The sequence below is a fragment of the Sphingopyxis sp. H115 genome, from assembly GCF_001468465.1.
Taxonomy (GTDB): Bacteria; Pseudomonadota; Alphaproteobacteria; order Sphingomonadales; family Sphingomonadaceae; genus Sphingopyxis.
In genome coordinates, this window is the sequence record NZ_LNSA01000001.1 from 1 (window position 1) to 23,226 (window position 23,226).

The window sequence follows — 23,226 nt, forward strand, 5'->3', positions numbered from 1 at the left end:
CTCTTCGTCCAAAGCCACATCAATCCCCAAGCCAAATCACCAGCCGCCATCTTGGCGATCAGATCGACAGCGTCGAGGTGGGGTGCTCGCATCGCTAACGGCCAAAGCGCAACGAATTCGAGAATTGATTGCGCATGTAAAAAGCGCAGCCGTGACAGCGAACGTTGATGTCTCAACTGAAGAATTGAGCGAGTGGGCGCTCTGGGCTGCAGCTCACGCTGATAGTCTTGACCCTCTGATATCTGGGCAATTATTTGAACATCTTCGTGATCCCACGCAATCCGTTTGATCGACGAGGCAACGCCGTCGCCGCGAGCGGATATCGCGGTTACCGAGCAACTCCTCCGCGGGCATTTCTGGCATCGCCACATTTGAGCGCGAGAAAGCCTGAGGGCAAACTCTCACGCTATGGGATTTGATTGATCGACCGAGTTCCAAATATCATCAATCAAGAGTCATTTTTCGAGAGACAGCATTGGCGCGGTCGTCTTGCATTGGGGGTAAAGCGAACAACCTACAATCGGCCGAAATCGAGCCTTGGGGCGAGCTCTCATCTCTCCTTTGCCGCATGTAGGGCAGCGTGAACCCGGCGACATTGGTTCTTGAAGAGATACTCGGTCGGTTCCTTGGCGGTCGGCCACTTCGTCGGTGCGCCTCTTGTAGTCACACCTGTTGCAGCCGTCGAATACACCATATGGCCCTTGCCGCCGCATTAGGGTGCCGTCTTTACACTTGGGGCAGAATTCAAGCTCGCGGCCCTGAGGGAGGCGTATCTCGATCAGGCCACCCTTGGCCATTTCCGTGAGGAAGCGGGAAGGGTGATCGATGCTGGTGTAGATTCTCACCTGACGTTTCGCTCGCGTCAGCGCGACGTAGAATACGCGACGCTCCTCGGCCATTGGATAATCGTCGCCGGTTGGCATTGCCAAGTGCAGTATCGGGTCGTCGGCGATCTGACTGGGGAATCCATATTCACCCTCGCACGCCGACAAGATGAATACATAGTCCGCCTCCAGCCCCTTCGCACCATGTACTGTCTTGAATTCGATGCTCAACCGATCGCCGAAATCCGCTCGCCATTTATCTAGGGCGGCCGGCTCGTCGCGGCGATAGCGACCAAGTAGAAGCACGGTCACGGCATACTCCAATGCCTTTGACCTTGTGCCCCGATGAAGCTGTTTCAGGTGCCGATAGACGGCCCGATCACCTTCCTCAGATGAGCTGTAGGCGAAAGCAGCAATCGCCGGTCCGTTATGTCGATTGGTGGTCTGAACAACCTTTTCTAGTTGGCGGGGGTTGGCGGTGACGAAAGTGCTCGACGCCTCGCATAAGGCCGCGGGGCACCGAAAGGTGGTGGTGAGTTTCAGCTGCGAGGAATATGGAAACGTGGCTGAGAACTCGGACATCACCGAGATATCCGCTCCGGCAAATCGATTGATGCTCTGCCAATCGTCTCCGACGACACAAAGATGGCCTTGATGATCGGTCTGATCGAGCAGCGCTTTGAGCAGCCGAAGCCTCGCGTGTGAACTATCTTGGAACTCATCCGAAAAAATCATCATGAAGGGGCTCTTGAAACGGCCGCTCTCCAAATGCTCGGTCGCTTCGATGAGCATGTCATCGAAATCTATCGAGGAAGTCGCTTCAAGTTGGCGCTCCCATTCTGACGCGATCCGTTCGTATATGGCTATGAATCGGCTGATCCGATCCGAATTGGCAATTCTTTTGCCCGACGCTTCGATCCGGCGACGCACGTCGCCAATCGACTGAGCTCCACCTTTGATGTGCTGCTGGAATGATCGCACAAGCCCTGCTAGATCAGTGTCGCTAATGGGCGCTCGGCCTTTGGCCTGGCGCAAGCCGTCATAGCGAGGCTCGAGGCCCCGCTTAATCAGTTCGGCTTTTAGGTTTTCAAACCCTTCTCCCGATCTCATCTGATATGATTTCGTTTCGATTAAATCGGTGTTGTGGCGGGAGTGACATTCCCGTTTCCATTCCACGCCTTCTCGATAATTTCCGAAGCTTGGCGGCGGATTATCATGTTGATCTAGTGCGAAATGCTCATGGTAAAGCTGGATCTCCGGATAAAAGAAGTCCGGCCGATATTGCCGCCGATGTTCGGTTCGTGTGTCATGCTCATAATCGCGTTCATAGGCGTAATTCACGCCATGGTAGAAAAGCCAATCGGCGATAAGCCTCTCTTCCTCACTCTTAACCCATTCGCCATTGGCAGTAAAAATGCTTCCGGCCTTGCTATCGTTCAATTCACTTGCCGTTGGGCTGTCACCTATGTCCCGACCATAAACCGTGCGGAAGAAATCCCACTCGATACCGAACCTTGGATCTTCTGTGCGCAATTGGGCCACGATTGAGAGGATTTTGGCGACTTCGCTTTTGTTCGTTCCGAGCCAGCCAGCGACGCTCGGCTTCTTGTCGTCATTGACTTGAGTGATAATGCTGGATCCGAAACTGTGAAAGGTCTCAACTCGTAATTCGCCAATGTGCTCGAACGAGCTAAGCCGCGCTTTGAGCCTCGCTCGAAGCTCTTCGACTGCATCGCGGTTGAAGGCGAGCAGCAGGATTTGGTGCGGAGATGCAAGGCCTTCGTGCAGCACGTACCCGGTCTTGGCGACCATTGTGGAGGTTTTGCCGGATCCAGCGGCCGCGACAACCTGAACAGCATCATCCATGCAGATGCATGCATCGGCCTGTTCATCCGTAAGTGGGTCCTTCTCGACGGTATCGAAAAATGACCTCAGCCTCTTCTTTTGGGCTGCCAGGAAATTGAGGTTATGTTCGCGAAACTCGTCCAGAAGGTCTCCTGTGAATGTCTGGGCGCTGCGGTCAGCTAATCCGAAACGGGCACTCATGGGATCCGGGGGGAGAGGAAACTCTTCAAGAATGCGGCTTGCTTTGCTGTACGGAATCCAGCGCTCGCGATCCACTGACGCTGACCATTGTTTTCGCCAAGCCTCCAATTCGTCTGAACGGAGTTGGCTTTGAGGAGGTAGGCTGATGTGGCCGGCGTCGGCGTTCTTGGTGCGCTTCTTATCTTTGGCGTCGAGCAAAGACCCCACGAGGACGGCACCACCTATAAAAAGCCACTCAATCATTTCCTGTCAGCCGCTTTCCGTTACACTGAGCCGATACTGCCGAGAGGATCGGTCGCGACGAGGGTGAATGGCGCCATCGCTCAGAACTCGTGCTCACCGGCTTGGTCTTTCTAATCTAGATTCTCGTCACTCGCAGCGATGCCCTCGCCAATACCGATCCCAGCGCGCCGCATAGCCGTCGCGGACCATCGCGCAGGAGATGTCACCCGATTGCGGCGATACGCAGAAGGCGGCCGTTCGGTTTCCGCCCGCGCCACCGGCCGAACGACACCGCATCGTCGGGCCGGTGACCGCGACATGCCCGGTTGAGCGCGTGCCGGTGCGCTTGCCGACGAGACCGACCAAGTGATCGCGCGCTGCACGGGGATCGGCGGCGGCGCAGGGATGGCCGGGGCTGCACGTTCCGTCCATCTCGCGAGCCGCGATGCCCGACAGTCGGACATGCGGCCCTTCGGCGCACCAGATCGGGCCGTCGCCGTCCCATACGGCGGTCGGGGTGCAGTCGAACGACTGGCCCGACGGGACGATAGAGGCGAGGACTAGAGCTGCGGATAACATGACGCCTCTATTCCAAGCCTGCTCAGATCATGCAATCGCGGCGTGTCGCCGTGACCGAACCAAAGGCCGGCCCCTTTGCCTGACCCTTTTCGAACAGGTCGAGATGCACGGTGGCGCCCGCGCCGAGGAGCGGGCCATTGGTCTCGCAGATCTTGCGGACCAGCTGCCGGCGCCCGCTGTCGGTGAGGATGGCGCCCTTCTGATCGACCGACGCGGTAAGGAGGAGGCGATCACCTTGCGCCTCGACCTTCGACACGGTGGTTTTGTCCATGAACGCGAGCGGCGTCGACGTGTCGCGCGCAGTCCTCGCTACTTCCGCCGGCAGATCAACCGGCGCGGCAGGTGCGGCAGGTGCCATCGGAATGCCGGCATTGGTCGCGGCTACTTCTGGCGCCACAGGTGCGGCGGCGACCGCCTGTGTGATCGTGAACGCCGGTGCGGGCGTCCCCGGCTTCACCAGCCGGAACGAGAAGGGATAGCGTTCGCCATTCCAGTCGAGGTCGATCGTCACGACCTTCGGCAGCTTCTTGTCCTTGATCTTGGCTAGGACGATCTTGCCGCCATAGCTGTCGTCGGGATCGACGGTCGAAAGCTGGACGACCGAGTTTGCGAGCTCGGCGCGCGTCCGGTCGAGGCGTTGCTGCACATTATAGATCGCATAGCCGGTACCCGCGGTGATGGCGGTTGCCTGGATCTGGCCGACGACACTCGGTGCGCTGTAATAGCCATGATAGGTCGCCCGCGGCGTATAGAATGTGCTGTGATAGGTATCGCGCTGGCTGGCAGCGCCTGCCGCAGCAAGTCCGCCGAGCGCCGCAAGGCCGATCTGCGTCCACATCGCGCGGTTCTTCGCCTTCTTTTCGAGCTCGTGCCTCGAAAAGACAGGCAATGCTTGGTCGCCGGCCCTGATCGAGAAGTTCGAGATGTCGATATTCGCGGGCACATGACCCGCATTATATACGCCGACATAGAAGGCGAGGCTCCCGTGGTCGACGGGCAGCGGCTGAATCTGCACAGAACCCTGGCGGTTGAAGAGCTCGACCGTCGCAACGCCCTGCTCGTAGCGAACGGTTTCCGCGCCGACCTGCACCGGCTGAACGATGAACTTTTCCTTCGCGGCAGCCTGGCCGGCTACAGTCAGTGCCATGCTGAACAGGACGATCCCTGCAATATTCCGAGACATTGTTACCCCTCCCCGACATCAATCAAGGACGGCGCACCTAGATCCAATTGGTTACGGCGAAGAAAACGAGATCGCAGCACTTTCGACTATTTGATCCAAATTGGTGCAGTCCGATTTTGGCGCGACCAAAACTCTCTGCCGCAAATCGTCCGGCATCCAGGACGATGTGAGCGGCGTGGTGCGATGCCGTGCCGAAGGTCCAAGGGAAGAGAAGGCGCAGGCTGGCCCTGCGAGAATGATGAAAAACATCTGACGCCGGGGCTGCCGAGAGTCCCGGCCCACGGGCTCGCGCAACACGAGTAAGTCCCATGACGATAATATATTCACCGGACGGCGCAATCGATCTCATGATCGAGCCGCGCCCGACCATGCTGGGGTGCGTGATCAAGGGCAGCGTCCCGCTGCCGACCGCAACGCGAACCGACATCAGGCTGATGCGCTACCTGGCATCGCTGATGCACAGTCGCGCGAGCCGCGACGTGCTGAACATGGCGGGCCTGCTTGCCGATAGCCTGTTCATCGAGACGCCTGGCGTCATCGTGCGGGCAACCGCTTGCGCTTCACCGCTGTTCCTCGGCGAGATGGAGGCCGAAGCGATCGCGACACGGCACCCGGTCCTGCTGCTGCGGCATTCGCAGGGGCAGACGGACATTGACGTCACGGTCGACCTCGTTCTTCCCGACGATGGCGATTTGAAATGGTTTCAGGACTATAGGCTGTTCCGCGGCCTCTCGGGCGACAGTTGGCTCGTGCCCTCGGGCGACGGCTCCTCGGTTCGGTTGCTGCCTCACGGGCTGTTCCTGACGGAGCATGCGCCTTATGCCGACGATTGGGACCGGACCGCCGGCATTGAGCGCGCGAGCGCGCATCTCGACGCGCACCTTCGCGGAGGCTGGTCATGGCGATGAAAAAGCTACCTGCGATCGACGGCCTGGATTTTGTGCCGGTAGAAGGCGGCAGCGATCCCAATCTCGTTTTCGGTGTGGTCCGGCGCCGGATTGGCAGCGGCCCACTCCAGACCGCTCCCCATTCCGTACACCGGCGCCTCTCGCCCGGGCGCAAGGCCGACGTCGCGGCGCCATGGGAGCCGTCCTGCTACCGCTGGGACGTGCTGCTCCCGCCGATGGCGCACGACGACTGCCTCGATCCGAAGCGCCTCTGCGAAAAATATGAAGAGCAAGCCTTCGAAGGGCAGAAAGATTTGCTCGTCATGATGACGATCCGTTTTCCGGATGCAGACCGGATCCATGCCATCTGGGAAGACGTGCGCGCATTTGCTCGAGAGCGCCTCTGCCGCGAGCGCAATCTCGCCGTCATCGCCGCCTTCCACCTGCCGGTCCAGATCGGCTCGACCAATCCGCCGCATGTGCACCTGATGGCCTTGGCGCGTGAACTCAAAGCATACGGCTTTGCGGACTTTGTGCGGCCGTTTGCGGCCGATGCAGGCAAGGCGATGTTCGCTGCCGAATGGGCCGAATGGCAGGCGCGTCAAGGAGGCTGACGGCCTGCCGCCGACAGCGCGCCGGACCACCGGCGCCGAGAACAGACCCGAAAGAATAACGCTCAGCTGTGGCTGGAGCGAATGAAGGAAAGCAGCGGCTGTCCAGCCAGCGCTGCCAAGGAATGGATTACATATGCCAAAATACCCCAACGCGATCGACCGAGCCGAAGAAATGGAAACGCTGAGGGCGGCGCTCGCCATCGTCCGGACCGCCGGGATCGAACTCGACGAAAAGGCGCCGGTCCTGCCGGCGAAATGCGCGCACTATCTGATCGCGGCCGATGCCGATCTGCTGATCGTTCCTACCGAGTCCTCGGCCGTCGGCGATCATCACGCCGTCGAGGACATCATGGGCCTGTCACGCTGCGACGCGCTGATGGTCTATGTTGCGCGGCCGGGGACCGGCAAAAACAGGGCCGTCGTCGACATCGGGATCCACGGTCTCGTTCCCGTGTGGCACCGCGAATACCGCCTCTGCCTGATCGATCGCGTGCTCCACTTCGTGCCCGATCGGGATGCGAGCAAACCCGCGTTCAAGCTGACCAGGCGTGGGCTGAAGCAAGCGGCCGATTTCGACGCGCTGAGCGCTGAAGGGATCTGACCCGCGAAATGCCGGGTTGCACCGAAAATATGAAAAGGAAGAAATGATGCTGGTAGTGAATATCGAAGTCTGGCCTTGGGGCCGTGAGGAACGGAAGTACAAGATCGGCGAGATCACGGCCGGGAATATCTCGAACGGCCGCATCGCAACCTACGAGGTTCGCGTCCAGTGCGATGGTTACGAGCCGGAAGGCGTACCCGCGATCGATGAAGAATTTCTGCTCCGCGATCACGACCGCGGCGCTGGGTCGCTCGCGCTGATACGTGACGCGCTGCTCGTCGCCGTGCCTCTGCCCGATGGGGCCGCCGGTGGGTCCGACGCCGGCTCTGGGTCGGCCGGGCCGGACCTGTGAGAAAATGGACAAGCACCCCGGTTCCTCGAACTCCAGCTCCGCCGCCAGGACTGCCATCGCACGGTTCGCGCCGGCGAACCGTCGCCGGCTGAGCGGGGCAAGTCTGCGCACCTTCGTTGTGATCGCCAATCATTGGGGACTGACCGAGAAACAGCGCCGGCTGATCCTCGGCAATCCGGCTCGATCGACCTATCAGGGCTGGGTCAAGAAAGCTCGCGAGCATCGGGACATCACGCTGAGCAGCGATATCCTGGTAAGGATTTCGGCGATCTTCGGGATTCATTTAGGTCTGAGGACGCTCTTCGGCGAGGAGCAAGAAGGCGTCGCATGGCTTCGTCGGCCACATGGTGCTCGGGTTTTCGGAGGAGCAGCGCCCATCGATCTCATCACCGGCGGAACTCAAGAAGCGCTGATGACCGTACGCCGCTTCATCGATGCTGCACGCGGCGGGCTCTACATGTCCCCGTCCTCAGATGAGGGGGACTGGCCTCCCTATGACGATAGCGAGATCATATTCGTTGATAGGGAAGAGTGATGAGCGCGTCCGCAACGTCGGCCCACGTCCCCTCGTGCATCATGCCGAATCGCGGCGGAGCTTGCGTGCCATTCGTTCGTGCCTGATCGCCGCTTCGCGAAGCCGGACCGCCAGAAACGGATCGTCGGTCGCGCTCGCTTTCAGGCGGGCGACACGGGCTAGCTGTTCGTGATAAATGGCGTCGCGTACGGGCTCCATGTCCGCCCGATATCACAGGCAAATCAACAAATAGCTAAGTGGCGTGGGGTTCATCCTCATCGAAGAAACTTGACGATTCATATGACAAAGATCCCGCCGAACCGTCGAAAGACAGCATATACATCTCTGCGCAAGATCGCCGAGAGGTTGGGCGTTCCCTTTATCGTCCGTCCACCGGCAAAACCGTCGACGCGAGTTGGAGACGAGGCTGAACTTGCCGATCCGAAAAGTTGATCGGCTTTGGTCGCTGTGACTGGTGCCGGTGATGCTTTCGAGGACGCGCCGGAAAGCCATCGGACATGATGCCTGATCTTCACCGGATGGTCATTGTCACGTCGTAACCACCGCTCAACCCCGCTGCGCTAGCGACCCAGCGCAGCGGGGCCATCTCAAAAGAGTGTCGGTCCCTCCGGCTCGGTCGACTTCCGCTTGAACCAAGGCTCATCCGTTCGATCGACAACCAGCCTATCAGCCGGATATTTCCGTACCGTCCGTTGTCAGCGACGTTCGAAACCCTAAACGGATGCGGACCGTCCGCTAACCGGAACGAAGAAGAAGGAAGCGCCTAGATAGATTCAGCGCTGGTTCTGCGGCGCATCGAGCTGGGCGATCGTCGCCATCCGGACCAAATCGGACAACGTCTTCGCCTGCATCTTCATCATGGCGTTCGCGCGATACACTTCGACCGTCCGCGCGCTGATCGATAGATCGAAGGCAATGGCCTTGTTCGCCTTACCCGCAACAAGGCCGTCGACGACTTCGCGCTCGCGTGCGGAAAGCCCAGCCATCCGGTCGAGGATCGATTGTCGTTCGGCACGTGCGTTTTCGCTTCCGGTTTGCTGCGCCAGCGCCCGCCGGATCGCACTCAGCATGATTTCGTCGTCGAACGGTTTCTCGATGAAGTCGGCGACACCCGCCTTCATGGCCTGAATGGCGAGCGGAACATCGGCGTGACCGGTGATCACGATCACCGGGATTGCTACGCCGCGCACCTTCAATGCCTCGACCAGTTCGATACCGCTCGTGCCCGGCATCCGAACGTCGGTAACGACGCACGCGCCATCCAACGGCGGCGAGGCTTTCAGAAATACGTCGGCGGACGCAAAGCTCCGAACGCGAATTCCGGCACAATCGAGAAGAAATTCGAGTGAACTTCGCGCGCCATCGTCGTCGTCGATTACATAGACGATCGGATCACTCGGCATCATTTAACTCCTCTTGGTTCATCCTCGGCAAGGTGAAGCTGAACCGCGCTCCGCCGTCGGGTACCGGATCGACCCAGATCTTTCCGCCATGCGCCTCGACGATGGTCCGCGAGATCGACAAGCCCACGCCCATACCGGTGCGTTTCGTCGTTATGAAGGGCTGAAACAATTGCGCAGCGACGGCGGGGGCAATGCCGGGGCCGTTGTCGGTTACAGTCACCCGGGCCATGTCGCCATCGGCCTCGATTGCGATGGTCATTTCGCGGTTTCGAGCGGCCGTATCGGCAAAGGCATCGACCGCATTGCGGACGAGGTTCAGAACCACCTGTTGTATCTGCACCTTATCCACGAGCACCAGATCGATGGCAGGATCGAAGGCGAAGTGAATGCGAATATCATGTTCGCGCGCGCCGACCAACGCGAGCGCGCTTGCCTCCTCGACCAGCTTGGGCAGGTTCTCGATCGCGCGCTCGGTCTCGCCACGCGCGACGAAATCGCGCAGCCGCCGGATGATATCCCCTGCGCGAAGCGCTTCCGCCGCGGCTTTTTCGACGGCTTCGGCCAGCCGATCGTGCGGGACGTCGTCGCGCGCAAGCAGCATTCTGCTGCCTCTTAGATAATTGGCAATCGCCGACAACGGCTGGTTGATCTCGTGCGCCAGCGCTGAGGCCATCTCGCCGAGACTCGTGAGGCGGGAGACGTGGACCAGTTCGTTCTGCAGTTCCTGCAATCGCGCCTCGGCCTGCTGGCGTTCGGTAAGGTCGCGAATGAAGCCGGTAAAGAAGCGCTCGCCGCCCGCCTGCATCTCTCCCACGGACAATTCGATCGGGAAGGTCGATCCGTCGCGCCGTTCGCCGACGACGATCCGCCCGGTTCCGATGATCCGCTTCTCGCCGGTCCGGTAATAGCATTCGAGATAACCGTCATGCGCCGCGCGATAGGGCTCGGGCATCAGCATCCGGACATTCTTGCCCACGGCTTCCTCCGACCGCCAACCGAACATGCGTTCGGCCGCCGGGCTGAAATCGCGTATTGTTCCCGCCTCGTCGATCACGACCATGGCATCGGGCACGGTTTCGAGGATCGACCGCAAATGCGCCTCGCGACCCGCCAGAGCGGCAGCCCCATCCTCCGTTTCTACGCGGGCATGCTGGAACCACTCTCCACCCAGTGAGATTGCCAGCGAGATCACGAGGAACGAGGCGGCAGCTATCAGACTGCCGCCCTCGATGGGCCCGATACGGCTGTCGCACCATAGGCCAGCCAACGCCCCGGCCAACGCCGCGAGGGCGCCGGCGCGAAGTCCCGAAAGCGCGCCGGCAACCACGACCCCCGGCACGAAGAAGATGAAGGTTGCGCGCTGACCAAGTTCGGCGGCGAAGAGAAGGCGAATCGCAACGCCCGCTGCCACGAAAAGCAGGGCGATTCCGACGGCGGCGAGCACCGGCAGGCGCGGAAGAAAACGGCTCGTCAGGCTCGCACGGCGGACCTCCGGTAAATCCCTTAGGGGAGATGCGGTAGGGACATCATCCAAATTTCCGCGCTCCTCGTTCCGGCCTATTTCGTCTCCATCGACGGCATCTTGAACCCCTGCCGCCGGAACGGAGATGTTCCAATGACTGCACCTTTCATCGATCTCAGCGTCCATCACAACCCCAAGGGCCTGTCCGATCGCGTCGCCTATGGCTTCACCAAGGTCTTGCGCTGGTGCGCCGACACCTTCTTCGCCGAGCGTTACGGCCACCGCGCTGTCGTACTCGAAACGGTCGCCGCGGTGCCGGGGATGGTGGGCGCCACGATCAACCACCTCGCCTGTCTCCGCCGCATGTGCGACGACAAGGGCTGGATCAAGACGCTCATGGACGAGGCCGAGAATGAGCGCATGCATCTCATGACCTTCATCGAGATTTCCAAGCCTACCCTTTTCGAACGGGCCGTGATCATCGGCGTGCAATGGGTGTTCTACGTCTGCTTCTTCGCACTTTACCTGATCAACTCAAAGACGGCGCACCGCGTCGTGGGCTATTTCGAGGAAGAGGCGGTGATCAGCTATACGCATTATCTCGCCGAGATCGACGAAGGCCGCAGCGCCAATGTGCCTGCCCCGAAAATCGCGAAGGATTATTGGGGCCTGCCCGCCGATGCGACGCTACGCGATGTCGTCCTGGTGGTCCGCGCCGACGAAGCGCACCACCGCGATGTCAACCACGGCTTCGCCAACGAGCTTGCCGGTCTGCCGGTCGGCCCGGTGGCCGAATGCCCGCCGCATGTGGCGCTCGAACCCAACTGGAAAAAGGCGGCCTGAAAAGGTCCAAGCAAGGGAGCAAGGACATGGATCGCCCTGTGACAATCCTCGCGAGCGATCCTGCCCTTCTTTCCGCGCTCCGATTTTCACTGACGCTCGACGGGTTTGATGTTCGCGGCAACGCCGAACCTCCTGCGAGCCACATCTGCCTGATCATCGATCAGGGTTTTCGCGGCGACGGGTTTGCGTGGCTCGCCAGCCTCCGGGCGAACGGCAATACGGCACCGGCCATTTTGCTCGTGACGCATCCCGACCGCGTCGTTCGCGCCTCCGCCGCGGCGCTCGGTGCCCGGCTGATCGAGAAGCCGCTAACGGGCGACGAATTGACCGACGCCCTGACCGATATCCTGACCCATCGCCCCGCCGCGTGACAGTCACGGCACCAACCAAGAAAAGGAACACGGCATGCGCACCGCCTCTCCCCAAGCCATGGCCATCGTCAAATCGACCGCGCCAGCACTCGAAAAGCACGGCGTCGAGATCACTACTGCCATGTACGCGCGGCTCTTTCGTAATCCCGCCATCGAGGCGCTGTTCGACAAGGCCGCCCAGAGCAGCGGCGAGCAGCCACGACGACTTGCGGGCGCCATCCTTGCCTACGCCCGCAACATAGACAAGCTCGCGAACCTCGGCCCCGCCGTCTCAAGGATGGTCGCGCGCCATGTCGAAACCGGCGTCAGGCCCGAGCAATATCCCTATGTTGCCGAAGCCTTGCTTCCTGCGATTCGCGACGTACTCGGACCAGACGTCGCGACCGACGAGGTGCTGGCAGCGTGGGGCGAGGCTTATTGGATGCTCGCCGACATTCTCATGGCCGCGGAAGCGCGAGCCTATGAAGACGCCGTGGCAGCCTAACCGGGAAGACCGAATGGAACCGCAACTATCCGAGCAGGACCTCGCGAAGCTCATTCCAGAATTTTACGCGCGGGTCAGGGCCGATCCAGTTCTTGGTCCGATCTTCGATAGCGCAATCGCCGACTGGGACGAGCATCTTGAAAAGCTGCAAGCCTTCTGGTCGTCGATCATGCTTACGAGCGGGCGGTATAAGGGTCAGCCGATGGTCGCCCATCTGCGTCACGAAGGCGCCATGACTATGGGCAATTTCGGCCGCTGGCTGGCGTTGTGGCAAAAAACTACCGGAGATGTTCTCGATCGGGACAATGCGGCCGCGCTTCAGGCAAAGGCAGCGCGGATCGCCGAGAGCCTGCAGCATGGCGTCCAGTTCCAGCGCGAACGATTGGCTGGATCGTGACCGCTGTCCTGCCAGTCGGCGTGCAGCCCTATAAGCGAAAGGCCACCTTCACCGAAACCACGACGCCCGCGGCGTTGCTGGGCGATCATGCCACAAAAACGGGCGTCTGGGGTTTGATCCATGTCGAAGAGGGTAGCTTATGCTATCTCATAACAGACGAACGAAGACCGCTTTCCGAAAAAATACTGACGCCGATGACCGGGCCTGGCATCGTCGAACCCACGATAGCACACAGGGTCGAGGCGAGAGGGCCGGTACGCTTCTATGTCGAGTTTCTACGCTGAGGCGAACAGGGCGAGTTGCTCTCCGATGGCTCGGAGCGCGACTTCTATAGTGCGGCCTGGCGTCTGGCGCGTGCCGACAGCTTCGAACTCCTAGTGTGAAGTCCTAAACAATGGTGCCTAGCCGCGAGGGCCGTTCCCGTCGCTGGCGCCAACCACCACGCCCGTGAAAAGCATAGCTGTTCGGCACTTCGTCGCGGATACCGAACGCTTGGCCGACCATTGGACGCAAGCTGTTGGAACATCGGCTTAATTCGGAACCGATCGCATGTTGGGAGCAGAGCCGAAAAGATGCATGGATTTTCGCTTTCCTTGGCTGGGCTAGGCATCGCTACTGTCTTGTTTGCTTCTTCTTCGCCGGTTGCGGCCCAGTTGTCTCCGGCGCCGGCAGCTGAACGGGGTTGCACGTTCGAGACCCTGACGCAGGAAGAAAAATCCCGATACCAGTCGCGCTACAAGCGGAGGGTTCGTGTGGATGGCCAAGCCTATGCGGACAAATGGCTATACGAACAGGTGTGCCTGACCGCTGCGGAGCGAAAGGCGCTCCGGCCGCCGGCAAAGGGAAAAAACTGCCGAGCGGTCTCGCGTCCAGTCACCAGCATGGACGGCTCCATGACCGTTGGGATCGGACGCGTTTGCAAGAATTGAACGGCCATCGCGCAAGATCGGGGCGGTCGAGCGTGTTAGTGAAGAAGAAGTGGAGTGCGGCGACGATGCTGTTCATTGTCGGAGCCGGAACGCCCGCTTCCTGTTGCTTGATCTGGAACTGCCGGATACCTTCGGCACCCGCGGTGTGAGGTGAGCGCCCGAGATAGGTCGCGAACTGCCCGACGTCGCTAGACAATCAGGCTGTGTCGATCAGGCACTGGCGCAGCGGCCCGATGCGCCATGCCGGCGGCGGTTCCGTGCACGACCTATGAAGGCAGCGTTCCCGGTCGGGCCTCCTCGCGATAATGCTGAATGCGCGTCGTTCGCAGCCCAGGCACGCCGACGCGCGCGAACAGCCGCCGCCAGTTCGTCAGTTCCTCAAGGTCCATGCAATATCGCTTGCACGCCTCGGTCGGCGTCAACAATCCGCCATCGACCGCAGCCACGACCTGCGCTTTGCGCCGGCTGACCCACCGCGTCGTCTCGGGCGGCGGTAGATCGGCCAATGTTAGTTTCTCGCCGAGCGGGCCGGCAACCGACACCACACGGATCTTCTGGTTTTCGAGCACATCGACTCTCCGTCGTGCGGCTCCCCGCCGCTTTGTGCCCCCCACTTTTGCAACGGAACAAGTCTCGCCGCATCAAGTTAACGAAGACTTGCCGGTCTCCCATTTTGCGACGAGCCGAGCGAATTCACCTCGCGGATGGCACCTTCTGTCGAACCACGCGTTTCTCGTCCGATATCGTACTACGCGGGAGGCAATGATGGCGACCGAATGCACGGCTTATCGCGATACCAAGGGATCGCTTCATCCGACCCCCGAGAGGGCAACCCTCGCCGATCTCGCCGATGTGCTGGGACGCGTCGGCGAGGAGGGGGGGATGACCGCAGGCGTTGCCAAATTGCTTCTCGAGAAGCGCGAGGCAATAGAACGGGTCTTCGCTGAGCATGACATCATGCTTGCCAATATCGAACCGAATGACGCAGCGGGCGAAGTCGTGCCCATCAAGGGCGGCAAGTGACTGCTTAATCGCAAAGATGCCGGGAATGTTGCAACGAAATCATGCATTTTCCTTAATCGGCCAGGCCATAGCCTAGCGCCATCGAGAACGCTTCGATCCGAAATCCCGCCCTTTAGGAGCCCCTGTACGGCCGCCTGTTACGGCGAGCCCAACATTCAAGACGATCGAGAACAGCGAGCTAAAGTGGATGGCCATGGTATAATCCATGGCATGGGCAGAAGTGTATGATATATTATAGAATGAAAACAAAAAGATATTTGTTTGATTTGGCGGACTCCGTCTCCGCCACTTTCTCTTTATCTAACTCGATCGTTGGGCCCGCTTCGCGCGGATAGGCTTGGCGTGTTTGCACCCGCACTGTCGTTCCCGTCGAAAAACGGGCCGCGGGCGCGCGAAAGCGGGATTCATTATTGTAATTGAGAATCGTTCTCGATAATGCCGCGTGCATCATCCTTTGCAGAATTCTTCGATGCACGCACCCTCACCTCCGCGACCGGCGACCATGAAGAGCCGGAAAGCCTTTTGGCTGAAACAGTTGCACATGTGGCACTGGATGAGTTCGGCCGTCAGCCTGGTGGGCCTCTTGCTCTTTGCGGTCACGGGATTCACGCTCAACCATGCCGCCGATATCGAGGGCTCGCCCGTCGTTACCCAAAAGGCGGCACAGATGCCCCCGGCGTTGCTGGCCAGTCTGAACCGCGCTATCCCCGGCACGGATAAGGCGCCCTTGCCCCCGGCCGTCGCCGAATGGGTAGAAGCCAGCTTTCCGGTCAAGGCGTCGAGCGAGGCGGAATGGTCCGATAGCGAAGTCTATCTTCCCGCGCCGCGCCCGGGCGGTGACGCTTGGGTCGCGATCGACCTCGCGACGGGAGAGGCTTCGGGGGAAATCACCAGCCGCGGCTGGATATCCTACCTCAACGACCTGCATAAGGGACGCAATTCTGGCGGCGAATGGAGCCTGTTCATCGATATCTTCGCCTTCGCCTGCATCGTCTTTGCGGTCACCGGCCTGTTCCTGCTCCAGCTCCATTCGGCGAAGCGAAAGAGCACCTGGCCGCTCGTCGGGGTCGGGCTCGCGATCCCCGCCGTCATCGCCATCATCTTCATTCACTAGGGAGACCGTTCATGCAGCTTTCCACCCCGGCGCGTATCCTTGGCGGAACGATCGGCCTCGGTGCCGTCCTCGGCGCGCCCGCGATCGCGCTCGCGAATCCCGGCACGATGGATGTGACCATCACCATCCCGCGATTGAAGGTTGCCGAATATCACAAACCCTATGTCGCGATCTGGGTGGAAAAGACCGGCGCGCGGGCAAAGACGGTCGCTGTATGGTACGATTACGACATGAAGGCGAACGAGGGCACCAAATGGCTGCGCGACGTTCGCCAGTGGTGGCGGGCGGCGGGGCGCTCGATGACCTTCCCCGCGAACGGTATCACTGGCGCGACGCGCGCGCCAGGCACACATAAAATCTCCTTCACGCGCGCGCAGCTCGGCGCGGCGGCGCCCGGCCAATACGTGCTGGTGGTTGAGGCCGCGCGCGAGGTCGGCGGGCGCGAGCTTTTGCGCGTTCCTTTCGCTTGGCCGGCAAAGCCGGGGGCGGGAGGGCGCACCGCCGGGACGAGCGAATTGGGTGCTGTTTCGGTCGCCTTCCGTTAAAGCTTGAAAGGACAGGGATATGAAGACGCATATTTGGGGTTTTGCGGCCGCGGCCGCGCTGGCCGCCGCCGTTGCCGTTCCAGCATCGGCGCATCGCCAGTGGATGCTGCCCTCGTCTACCGTTCTGTCGGGCGACGATGTCTGGGTAACAGTCGATGCCGCGATCTCGAACGATCTTTTCTATTTCGAACATCATCCGATGCGTCTCGATGCACTGAAGGCGTGGGCGCCCGACGGCACCGAGGCGGCGATCGAGAATCAGGCGACAGGGCGCTATCGCAGTACTTTCGACGTCCATTTGACGAAAAAGGGGACGTGGCGCATCGCATCGGTGTCCGACGGTGTAATGGGCAGCTATGACCTAAACGGTAAGACCGAGCGGCTGCCGCGGGGCACCACGACCGCCAATCTGTCCGAGCGCATCCCTGCTGGCGCGACCAACGTCCGCACCGCCGAAGCGAGCAATCGCAACGAGATTTTCGTGACCGTCGGCGAGCCGACGACGACCTTGTTCCAGCCGACGGGAAAGGGGATCGAGCTGGTTCCTGTCACGCATCCGAATGATCTGATTGCCGGAGAGGCGGCAACCTTCCAGTTCCTGCTCGACGGTAAGCCCGCAGCCGGGCTGCCCGTCACCGTTATTCCAGGTGGCATCCGGTATCGCGACCAGCTGGGCCAGATGGACCTCCAGACTGGCGCCGATGGCAAGGTCGAGGTCAACTGGACCGGCCCTGGCCTCTACTGGGTGAACGTGACCACGCCCCGCGCCGTGCGCGAAGAAGGCGGTGCGGCCCCCGCAGCGCCGCAGCGCCGGGCTAGCTATGTCACGACGCTGGAAGTACTCGCGCCCTGACCGATCGTATCCTGGTTCCGCAAGCGCTTACCCCCGCAGCGTTCGCGCGGCGCGACGCCGCGGCGGTAATTGAAACCTTCACCGGCGAGACGATGGGGACGAACTGGTCGCTGCAGGCGGTATCGCCGCCCGCAACGACGGCTTGCGGGGTTCGGGCGGCTTTCGATCGCGTCGTGCGGCAAATGAGCCAGTGGGAAATCGGTTCCGACCTGTCGCGCTTTAACCGCGCCGCGCCGGGGGTCTGGCATGAGGTGGCCGGCGATCTTGCGCAGGTTGTCGAGGCGGCGCTTGGCATCGCGCGGGCGAGCGATGGCGCGTTCGACGCGGGAATGGGCCGCCTGACGGATGCGTGGGGTTTCGGCCGCGGCGGGCCTGTCGATCGGGTGCCGCGCGATACGGACGTCGCCGCCGACCGGTCGATCGAATTCGATGCCGCAACGCAGCGCCTTCGGCGCGGGGAGGGGGCCGCGCTCGACTTGTCGGGTATTGCCAAGGGCTATGCGGTCGATCTGGCTGCCGACTGGCTGCTTGGTGCCGGCGTTCGCCATTTCCTACTCGAAGTGGGCGGTGAATTGCGCGGCGCGGGATTGCGCCCCGACGGCCATCCGTGGTGGGTCGATGTCGAACCGCCGCCTCTTTCGTCTGCCGCGCCCTGGCGTGTCGCGCTCCACGACCTGTCGGTTGCGACGTCGGGCAATTACCGGCGCGGCTTCAGTGCCAGCGGCCAGTATTATTCGCATAGTTTCGATCCCCGCACGGGGCGGCCGATCGTCAACGGTGTGACGTCGGTGACGGTGCTTCACCGCAGATGCATGATGGCCGACGGCTGGGCTACTGCGCTGACGGTGCTTGGTCCGCAGGCGGCGCTTGCGCTCGCCGATGCGCAGGGGCTCGCGGCGTGCGTCGTTGCTTGCGATCGCGAACATATCTCCCGTGCGTGGCGCGCGATGCTGGATTAAGGGAAGAGCCAAGCTGGCTCAGCTATCCGCCCAAAGTCGCAGCAAATTATGATACACGCCGGTCAGTTCGATCACCGACCGGTCCTTGCCGCCAAGTTCGCCGGTAAGCCGCTGCACCGCACGATCAAGGTCGAACAGGGTGCGGCGTTCCTCGGCATTGCGGACCATCGACTGGAGCCAGAAAAAGGATGCGACGCGCCGCCCGCGCGTGATCGGGGTGACGCGGTGCAGGCTCGACGAGGGATAAACGACGGCGTGCCCCGCGGGCAGCTTGACGCGCTGGACGCCATAATGATCCTCAACCAGCAATTCGCCGCCCTCATAGCCGTCGGGCGTTTCGAGGAAGACCGTGATCGACAGGTCGCTGCGGATACGGAATTCGCTGCCCCGCTTGATGCGGATCGCATTGTCGACATGGGTGTCGAATTCTTGACCCGGCCCGTATCGGTTGAACAGCGGCGGATAGATGCGCAGCGGCAGGGCTGATGCGAAGAAAAGCGGCGAGCGGCCGAGCGCCTCGAGGATCAAACGTCCCGCTTGCCGTGCGGCCTCGCCATCCTCGGGCAATTGCTCGTTATTCTTGGCAAGCGCGGCTTGGTGGCCCGACGTCGCATTGCCGTCTATCCATTCGGCGGCGTCGATGATCGTTCGAATCTCCGCCACTTCCGCGGGGGACAGCAAATCGGGAACGGCAATCAGCATCGGCGGTCTGTTCCTTTGCGCTACCGCCCGGCGCTGCCACAGGTCGGAACCATGATCAATGCCGGGAGCGACGCGGCGCCGCTCCCGGCATCGGGGATTAGAGGCCGACTGTCAGGGTCAGAACTGCCGACCGCGCGTCGCCGGGGGTCGCCCAGCCATTGTTGCGGATACGGGTGAAATACAGCTTGTCGGTGAAATTCTTCACATTGAGCTGCGCGCTGATCCGGTCATTGAATTCATAGGCCAGATAGGCGTTGTGGACCCAATAATCGTCCGATTCGAACAGCACGGGATTGGCCGTTGCGGTCGGCAGGTTGAAGGTGAACTTGCCCTGGTAGGTCGCGCCATATCCGATCTTCAGACCGAACGGCAGTTCATAGGTGGTGAACAGGCTGCCCGAATGTTTCGGCGTGTTCTGCAACCGCGCGCCGGCGACGGGGTCGGGGAAGGCGACGCTGTTGGTGCAATTGCCCTCGCCGGGATTGGCAAGGCAAAAATCGGACACCGACTGCAATATCTCGCTGTCAAGATAGGTGTAGTTGGCGGTGATCGACCAGCCGGGCAGGATCTGGCCGACCGCGCTCAGCGCCAGGCCGTCGACACGCGAATGGCCGTCGAGCACCTGGTCCGGCAGCGTCGGGTCGCCCGAATTGACGCGGTAGCTGTCGCGTTCGTTGCGGAATGCCGCAGCGCTGAGCAGCAGGCGCCCGCCCGCGACCTCGGCCTTGACGCCGATCTCGTAATTCTTGGCGCCCTCGGGCTTGACGCTGCAATTGCCGTTCGTCGCGGCTTCCGAGCAACTGCCGTTTACCGACGCCTGCGACGGCGTCTTGGAATTGCCGTAGGCGGCATAGAGGGTGACGGCTTCGACCGGCTTGTACACAAGGCCGATGCGGTACGAGAAGAGATTGTCGCTATATTCGGTCGGGTCGGGGGCGGCGAGTCCGTTGCGGTTCGACCCGCTGCTCTTTTCATAACGGACGCCGCCGTTGAGCTCGAACTTGCCGATCTTCATCGCGTCGAACAGATAGACGGAATAATTGTCAACCTCGCCGCGCTGGCGGCCGGTGTAGGTAAAGTTGACCGGCCCGTCGTAGACGTTGCTGCCATAGGTGAACCCGGCGGGGAGCGCCGGGCCGACCACGACTTCGTTCGGATTGGCGATGTTGACCAGCGGATAGCGGGTGTAGAAGGGCGTCCCGTCGGCGTTGCGCAGCGCATTGCCGCTGTTCAGCGTATATTTTTCCCATAGGGCCGACGCGCCGATGACCAGCGTATGTTCGATCGCGCCGGTATGGAACGTGCCGCGCAGGTCGACCTGATCGTACATCAGCTCGTTCGTCGAATCGCGCAGGTTACCGCGCGGGCCGCCGATATAATAATAGCCGTTGGGAACCGTGAACGGCGCGCCCGATACGGTGATCGTGCAGCTGCCGCCCGTCGGGGTCACGCCGGTCGACAGGCAATAGGTGCCCTGCGGCGGGCCGACGACGGTCAGCTGGCTGACCTTTTGCCAGCGCGCGAGGTTGCGGATCGACCAGCTATCGCTGAAATCATGTTCGAAGATCGCGGTCGCCTGGTCGACGGTGATTTCCTGCCGGTCGACGTTGCGATAACCGAAATAGTCGCTGCGGTCGGCGCCCGGGATCAGTCCGTCATAATAGGGCACACCATATTGCGGGATATTGTCGTCTTCCTGGTGGAGATATTGCAGCGTCAGCTTGGTTGGACCGTTCATGCCGATGCTGATCGACGGAGCGAAGCCCCAGCGTTCGTAATTTTCGACGTCGCGGCCGGGAATGTCGTTCCGGTGCACCATGGCGTTGAGGCGGACGGCGATCAGGTCGCTCGCGCGGATGTTGGCATCGAGGGTACCGCGGTAATAATCGTCGGTGCCGATGCCACCGGTCGCGATGATGCGCGTCTCGTCGAGCGGGCGCTTGGTAACGATGTTGATTGATCCGCCGACCGATCCGGCCCCGCTCTGGACCGAATTGGCGCCGTTGACAATTTCGAGCTGTTCGAGGTTGAACGAGTCGGAGCGATTATAGGCGGCGCTGTCGCGCACGCCGTCCTGCGTGATGTCGCTACTCGCCGAATAGCCGCGGAAGTTGATCGAGTCGGCCGGAGGCGAACCGCCCTCCGCCGCGCCGAAGGTGATGCCGGGGACGGTCGAGAGCATGTCGCGCAGCGTCAGAAGATTCTGCTGTTCGATCGTTTCTGCGGTGATGACGGTCACCGTCTGCGGCGTATCGCGCACCGGGCGCGTCGATTTCGGCGATTCCTGTTGCGTCTGATAATGCTGCCCGGTGACGATGATCTGTTCGCGTTCGTCGCGGCGATCGCGTTCGGACTGCTGTTCGGACGATGTATCAGCACTTGCATCGGCCGCCATGGCCGCGGTGCTGATCAGGCTGCCGACGCAGGAGAGCGCCAGGAAAGTGGCGGACGTCGTAGTCTTCACGGCTTTACCCCTGTTGTTGTGATGGAGCGCCGCTATTGAGAGTCGATTGCAATGTCAATTATAATGAGAACTATTCGCAACACTGTCGCGAATTTGTGGCGATATGGATGAGGCTCGACCGTTCGCTTATCGTCGTTGTTCGAGCCACCAGCTCTGCCGCCAGCCATATTGGCTCGCAACGGGCTGTCCCGCCGCATTGGTCGCAGGCCAGAATCGGAACCGCGCTTGGATAAGCCGGCACGTCGTCTCGTCGAGCGAGGTGTCGCCGCTGGACCGAGTGACGCGGCAACCGGTGACGCGACCGTTCGCTTCGATCGTGAACCGCACCTCTACCTCGCCGCCGGCCTTCGCGCGGCTCGCTTCGCGTGGATAGTCGCGGTCGCGGATCGCCCCGCTGTGCCAGACGGCTTTCTTGCCGCCGCCGGTCCCGCTTCCCGCGCCGCCCGCACCGGTCCCATCACCGCGCCCGCCCGCACCCGATCCTGGTCCCGGGTCGGGGGTGGCGCCGGCCGAGGGTGCGCTTCCCTCGCCGGGACGCGGTGCTGCGTTTATGGGCGGCGAGATGGGCGGAAGTTTTGGCGGAGGCGCGGCGACGGCCGCGGCCTTGGCAAATTTGTTGGCTGCCGATGCAGGGCCTTTCGCCCTTTCGCTCGGTGCCTTGGACCGCGTCATTTCCTCGCGCGGCAGCCGCGGCGCAGGGATCGCGATTGCCGTAATCGCTTCGCTCGCCTTGCGAACGAATTCAAGGTCGAGGCCGCTTACGAGGCCGAAGCCGACGGCGGCGACGATCATCACGGCGCTGCCGCTGGCGAATGCCCTCTGTCGTGTCGATATCTGCCCGGTATAGGCCATCGCGCCGTCTCTCTTCGCGCGCAGCCACGCGCAGCCGGCCTTCTGTTTAGAGGAATTCGTCTAGCGTGGACATGAACCGGTCGAACTGATCGTGGTGCAGCCAGTGGCCGGCATTTTCGAACTCGATGACCTTCGCGGTCTTGAAATGCTGCAACCGGCCGTCCCGCTCGGGGTTTGAGGCCCAGCTTTTCGCGCCATAAAGGAGCAGGGTCGGGCAGGTGATCGCGCCCCACAGCGCGGCGATATCGTCCTGCGGCAGGTCGAACGCGGGCCAGACGTTGAGATAATTGTCGAACTTCCAGCTCCATGTCCCATCTTCGTTGCGGCTGATGCCATGGATTGTCAGGTGGCGCGCCTGCGCCTCGGTTAGATAGGCGTTCTCGCTCATCATCCGGGCGAGCGCGTCGCCGAGCGTCGCGTAGCGGCGCGGCGTACGTCCCGCCGCCTGGCGCTTGTCGTCGATCCATTTGCGGAAGCGTTCGGCGTAGCTGGTCTTCGCGCGCTCGGCGATCACTTTGGGGGACGGGCCGAGGCCCTCGATCGCGACCAGCTTGCGAACATTTTCAGGATAAAGCCCTGCATAGCGTAGCGCAATATTGCCGCCCATCGAATGCGCGACGATCGACAGCGGCCCGAGGTCGAGTTGGTGGATCAGCTGCGCAAGGTCATAGACGAAGCCGTCCACGCCGTAGTTGCCGTCGGGCGACCAGGCGCTGTCGCCATGACCGCGCAGGTCGGGGGCGATGATGTGATAGCGATCGCGCAGCTTTTCGGCGACCCAGTCCCAGTTGCGACAATGGTCGCGGCCCCCGTGGACGAGAAGGAGCGGCGGCGCGTCCGGATTGCCCCAATCGACATAATGCAGCTTCAGCCGCTGCGAGATGAAGCTGTTCGAAGTGGGACCGGCACTTGCCATCGGATCATCCTTGCTGTCTGTTCCAGTTTCAAAAGGCGACTGGTCTCGATCCGTCAACCCCGCATC

26 protein-coding genes are annotated in these 23,226 nt (G+C 61.5%); 15 read left to right on the plus strand and 11 right to left on the minus strand.

All coding sequences use genetic code 11. The annotated features are described in order from the left end of the window. Nucleotides 1-455: 455 nt before the first annotated feature. From ATE71_RS00005 to ATE71_RS00015, 3 genes are all read right to left on the minus strand, one after another. Nucleotides 456-3,113: a UvrD-helicase domain-containing protein gene (locus tag ATE71_RS00005; RefSeq protein WP_058801339.1), complete on the minus strand. Its 2,658-nt coding sequence runs from the start codon at nt 3,111-3,113 to the stop codon at nt 456-458. Between the two features lie 126 nt (nt 3,114-3,239). Then, nucleotides 3,240-3,671, minus strand: a complete 432-nt coding sequence (locus ATE71_RS00010; protein WP_058801340.1) for a hypothetical protein — start codon at nt 3,669-3,671, stop codon at nt 3,240-3,242. A 22-nt stretch (nt 3,672-3,693) separates the two neighbouring features. Further along, nucleotides 3,694-4,854, minus strand: coding sequence for a hypothetical protein (locus ATE71_RS00015; protein WP_152998565.1), 1,161 nt, complete (start codon nt 4,852-4,854; stop codon nt 3,694-3,696). 308 nt (nt 4,855-5,162) lie between these two features. On the opposite strand from ATE71_RS00015, the gene ATE71_RS00020 reads away from it, so the two are divergent. From ATE71_RS00020 to ATE71_RS00040, 5 genes are all read left to right on the plus strand, one after another. Beyond that, nucleotides 5,163-5,762 carry a hypothetical protein gene (locus ATE71_RS00020; RefSeq protein WP_152998566.1) on the plus strand — a complete coding sequence of 200 codons (600 nt, stop codon included), beginning with the start codon at nt 5,163-5,165 and terminating at the stop codon, nt 5,760-5,762. After that, entirely contained in the window at nt 5,753-6,355 is a 603-nt protein-coding gene (locus ATE71_RS00025; protein WP_058801343.1) for a hypothetical protein, read from the plus strand. The genes ATE71_RS00020 and ATE71_RS00025 overlap by 10 nt, the downstream gene beginning before the upstream one ends. 133 nt (nt 6,356-6,488) lie before the next feature. Beyond that, complete coding sequence (locus tag ATE71_RS00030) at nt 6,489-6,956, plus strand: hypothetical protein (protein WP_058801344.1); 468 nt, start codon at nt 6,489-6,491, stop codon at nt 6,954-6,956. A gap of 43 nt (nt 6,957-6,999) precedes the next feature. Next, the gene (locus ATE71_RS00035) at nt 7,000-7,308 is read left to right on the plus strand and encodes a hypothetical protein (RefSeq protein ID WP_152998567.1); all 309 of its coding nucleotides are present in this window, start codon (nt 7,000-7,002) and stop codon (nt 7,306-7,308) included. 4 nt (nt 7,309-7,312) lie between these two features. Then, the gene (locus ATE71_RS00040; protein ID WP_058801346.1) at nt 7,313-7,843 is read left to right on the plus strand and encodes an MbcA/ParS/Xre antitoxin family protein; all 531 of its coding nucleotides are present in this window, start codon (nt 7,313-7,315) and stop codon (nt 7,841-7,843) included. A gap of 39 nt (nt 7,844-7,882) precedes the next feature. Here ATE71_RS00040 and ATE71_RS22640 read toward each other — a convergent pair whose 3' ends face one another. The 3 genes from ATE71_RS22640 to ATE71_RS00050 form a co-directional block, all read right to left on the minus strand. After that, nucleotides 7,883-8,041, minus strand: a complete 159-nt coding sequence (locus ATE71_RS22640) for a hypothetical protein (protein ID WP_201022893.1) — start codon at nt 8,039-8,041, stop codon at nt 7,883-7,885. A gap of 575 nt (nt 8,042-8,616) precedes the next feature. Next, nucleotides 8,617-9,249, minus strand: a complete 633-nt coding sequence (gene fixJ / locus ATE71_RS00045) for a response regulator FixJ (protein ID WP_235587835.1) — start codon at nt 9,247-9,249, stop codon at nt 8,617-8,619. Beyond that, on the minus strand, nt 9,236-10,780 hold the full coding sequence (locus ATE71_RS00050) for a two-component system sensor histidine kinase NtrB (protein WP_058801347.1): 1,545 nt from the start codon (nt 10,778-10,780) through the stop codon (nt 9,236-9,238). Before ATE71_RS00050 ends, fixJ begins: the two co-directional genes overlap by 14 nt. A gap of 81 nt (nt 10,781-10,861) precedes the next feature. On the opposite strand from ATE71_RS00050, the gene ATE71_RS00055 reads away from it, so the two are divergent. Genes ATE71_RS00055 through ATE71_RS21515 form a run of 5 tightly spaced genes read left to right on the plus strand, consistent with a single transcriptional unit; the run spans nt 10,862 to nt 13,087 of the window. Further along, complete coding sequence (locus tag ATE71_RS00055) at nt 10,862-11,551, plus strand: alternative oxidase (RefSeq protein ID WP_058801348.1); 690 nt, start codon at nt 10,862-10,864, stop codon at nt 11,549-11,551. Nucleotides 11,552-11,577: 26 nt separating this feature from the next. Continuing rightward, nucleotides 11,578-11,922 (plus strand): hypothetical protein, encoded by a 345-nt coding sequence (locus ATE71_RS00060; RefSeq protein ID WP_058801349.1) that lies wholly within the window; start codon nt 11,578-11,580, stop codon nt 11,920-11,922. Nucleotides 11,923-11,956: 34 nt separating this feature from the next. Then, nucleotides 11,957-12,406, plus strand: a complete 450-nt coding sequence (locus tag ATE71_RS00065) for a globin domain-containing protein (protein WP_058801350.1) — start codon at nt 11,957-11,959, stop codon at nt 12,404-12,406. Between the two features lie 13 nt (nt 12,407-12,419). After that, nucleotides 12,420-12,803, plus strand: a complete 384-nt coding sequence (locus tag ATE71_RS00070; RefSeq protein WP_058801351.1) for a group III truncated hemoglobin — start codon at nt 12,420-12,422, stop codon at nt 12,801-12,803. Continuing rightward, nucleotides 12,800-13,087: a DUF1971 domain-containing protein gene (locus tag ATE71_RS21515; protein WP_082664985.1), complete on the plus strand. Its 288-nt coding sequence runs from the start codon at nt 12,800-12,802 to the stop codon at nt 13,085-13,087. Before ATE71_RS00070 ends, ATE71_RS21515 begins: the two co-directional genes overlap by 4 nt. Before the next feature lie 911 nt (nt 13,088-13,998). On the opposite strand, the gene ATE71_RS00075 is transcribed toward ATE71_RS21515, so the two are convergent. Then, complete coding sequence (locus tag ATE71_RS00075) at nt 13,999-14,301, minus strand: DUF1153 domain-containing protein (RefSeq protein ID WP_058801352.1); 303 nt, start codon at nt 14,299-14,301, stop codon at nt 13,999-14,001. 193 nt (nt 14,302-14,494) lie between these two features. Here ATE71_RS00075 and ATE71_RS00080 point away from each other — a divergent pair, with 193 nt between their 5' ends. From ATE71_RS00080 to ATE71_RS00100, 5 genes are all read left to right on the plus strand, one after another. Continuing rightward, nucleotides 14,495-14,755 (plus strand): hypothetical protein, encoded by a 261-nt coding sequence (locus ATE71_RS00080; RefSeq protein WP_235587836.1) that lies wholly within the window; start codon nt 14,495-14,497, stop codon nt 14,753-14,755. A 469-nt stretch (nt 14,756-15,224) separates the two neighbouring features. Then, nucleotides 15,225-15,869: a PepSY-associated TM helix domain-containing protein gene (locus ATE71_RS00085; protein WP_058801353.1), complete on the plus strand. Its 645-nt coding sequence runs from the start codon at nt 15,225-15,227 to the stop codon at nt 15,867-15,869. A gap of 11 nt (nt 15,870-15,880) precedes the next feature. Beyond that, entirely contained in the window at nt 15,881-16,414 is a 534-nt protein-coding gene (locus ATE71_RS00090; RefSeq protein WP_058801354.1) for a DUF2271 domain-containing protein, read from the plus strand. Between the two features lie 19 nt (nt 16,415-16,433). Beyond that, nucleotides 16,434-17,267 (plus strand): DUF4198 domain-containing protein, encoded by an 834-nt coding sequence (locus tag ATE71_RS00095; RefSeq protein WP_058801355.1) that lies wholly within the window; start codon nt 16,434-16,436, stop codon nt 17,265-17,267. Between the two features lie 92 nt (nt 17,268-17,359). Beyond that, a complete protein-coding gene (locus ATE71_RS00100) occupies nt 17,360-18,226 on the plus strand; it encodes an FAD:protein FMN transferase (protein WP_082664986.1) in 867 nt (288 codons plus the stop codon). 18 nt (nt 18,227-18,244) lie between these two features. On the opposite strand, the gene ATE71_RS00105 is transcribed toward ATE71_RS00100, so the two are convergent. The 4 genes from ATE71_RS00105 to ATE71_RS00120 all read right to left on the minus strand — a co-directional run bounded on the left by ATE71_RS00105 (nt 18,245) and on the right by ATE71_RS00120 (nt 23,160). Then, nucleotides 18,245-18,928, minus strand: a complete 684-nt coding sequence (locus tag ATE71_RS00105) for a Fe2+-dependent dioxygenase (RefSeq protein WP_058801357.1) — start codon at nt 18,926-18,928, stop codon at nt 18,245-18,247. Nucleotides 18,929-19,025: 97 nt separating this feature from the next. After that, entirely contained in the window at nt 19,026-21,323 is a 2,298-nt protein-coding gene (locus tag ATE71_RS00110; RefSeq protein WP_082664987.1) for a TonB-dependent receptor, read from the minus strand. Nucleotides 21,324-21,518: 195 nt separating this feature from the next. Then, entirely contained in the window at nt 21,519-22,244 is a 726-nt protein-coding gene (locus ATE71_RS00115) for an energy transducer TonB (protein WP_058801359.1), read from the minus strand. 46 nt (nt 22,245-22,290) lie between these two features. After that, nucleotides 22,291-23,160 (minus strand): alpha/beta hydrolase, encoded by an 870-nt coding sequence (locus tag ATE71_RS00120; protein ID WP_058801360.1) that lies wholly within the window; start codon nt 23,158-23,160, stop codon nt 22,291-22,293. Nucleotides 23,161-23,226: the final 66 nt, after the last annotated feature.

Bases quoted from the DNA above. Each gene is read 5' to 3' on its own strand.
- ATE71_RS00005 (WP_058801339.1), bottom strand. From the start codon at position 3,113: ATGATTGAGTGGCTTTTTATAGGTGGTGCCGTCCTCGTGGGGTCTTTG.
- ATE71_RS00010 (WP_058801340.1), bottom strand. From the start codon at position 3,671: ATGTTATCCGCAGCTCTAGTCCTCGCCTCTATCGTCCCGTCGGGCCAG.
- ATE71_RS00015 (WP_152998565.1), bottom strand. From the start codon at position 4,854: ATGTCTCGGAATATTGCAGGGATCGTCCTGTTCAGCATGGCACTGACT.
- ATE71_RS00020 (WP_152998566.1), top strand. From the start codon at position 5,163: ATGACGATAATATATTCACCGGACGGCGCAATCGATCTCATGATCGAG.
- ATE71_RS00025 (WP_058801343.1), top strand. From the start codon at position 5,753: ATGGCGATGAAAAAGCTACCTGCGATCGACGGCCTGGATTTTGTGCCG.
- ATE71_RS00030 (WP_058801344.1), top strand. From the start codon at position 6,489: ATGCCAAAATACCCCAACGCGATCGACCGAGCCGAAGAAATGGAAACG.
- ATE71_RS00035 (WP_152998567.1), top strand. From the start codon at position 7,000: ATGATGCTGGTAGTGAATATCGAAGTCTGGCCTTGGGGCCGTGAGGAA.
- ATE71_RS00040 (WP_058801346.1), top strand. From the start codon at position 7,313: ATGGACAAGCACCCCGGTTCCTCGAACTCCAGCTCCGCCGCCAGGACT.
- ATE71_RS22640 (WP_201022893.1), bottom strand. From the start codon at position 8,041: ATGGAGCCCGTACGCGACGCCATTTATCACGAACAGCTAGCCCGTGTC.
- fixJ (WP_235587835.1), bottom strand. From the start codon at position 9,249: ATGATGCCGAGTGATCCGATCGTCTATGTAATCGACGACGACGATGGC.
- ATE71_RS00055 (WP_058801348.1), top strand. From the start codon at position 10,862: ATGACTGCACCTTTCATCGATCTCAGCGTCCATCACAACCCCAAGGGC.
- ATE71_RS00060 (WP_058801349.1), top strand. From the start codon at position 11,578: ATGGATCGCCCTGTGACAATCCTCGCGAGCGATCCTGCCCTTCTTTCC.
- ATE71_RS00065 (WP_058801350.1), top strand. From the start codon at position 11,957: ATGCGCACCGCCTCTCCCCAAGCCATGGCCATCGTCAAATCGACCGCG.
- ATE71_RS00070 (WP_058801351.1), top strand. From the start codon at position 12,420: ATGGAACCGCAACTATCCGAGCAGGACCTCGCGAAGCTCATTCCAGAA.
- ATE71_RS00080 (WP_235587836.1), top strand. From the start codon at position 14,495: ATGATGGCGACCGAATGCACGGCTTATCGCGATACCAAGGGATCGCTT.
- ATE71_RS00085 (WP_058801353.1), top strand. From the start codon at position 15,225: ATGCACGCACCCTCACCTCCGCGACCGGCGACCATGAAGAGCCGGAAA.
- ATE71_RS00090 (WP_058801354.1), top strand. From the start codon at position 15,881: ATGCAGCTTTCCACCCCGGCGCGTATCCTTGGCGGAACGATCGGCCTC.
- ATE71_RS00095 (WP_058801355.1), top strand. From the start codon at position 16,434: ATGAAGACGCATATTTGGGGTTTTGCGGCCGCGGCCGCGCTGGCCGCC.
- ATE71_RS00100 (WP_082664986.1), top strand. From the start codon at position 17,360: ATGGGGACGAACTGGTCGCTGCAGGCGGTATCGCCGCCCGCAACGACG.
- ATE71_RS00105 (WP_058801357.1), bottom strand. From the start codon at position 18,928: ATGCTGATTGCCGTTCCCGATTTGCTGTCCCCCGCGGAAGTGGCGGAG.
- ATE71_RS00110 (WP_082664987.1), bottom strand. From the start codon at position 21,323: ATGGCGGCCGATGCAAGTGCTGATACATCGTCCGAACAGCAGTCCGAA.
- ATE71_RS00115 (WP_058801359.1), bottom strand. From the start codon at position 22,244: ATGGCCTATACCGGGCAGATATCGACACGACAGAGGGCATTCGCCAGC.
- ATE71_RS00120 (WP_058801360.1), bottom strand. From the start codon at position 23,160: ATGGCAAGTGCCGGTCCCACTTCGAACAGCTTCATCTCGCAGCGGCTG.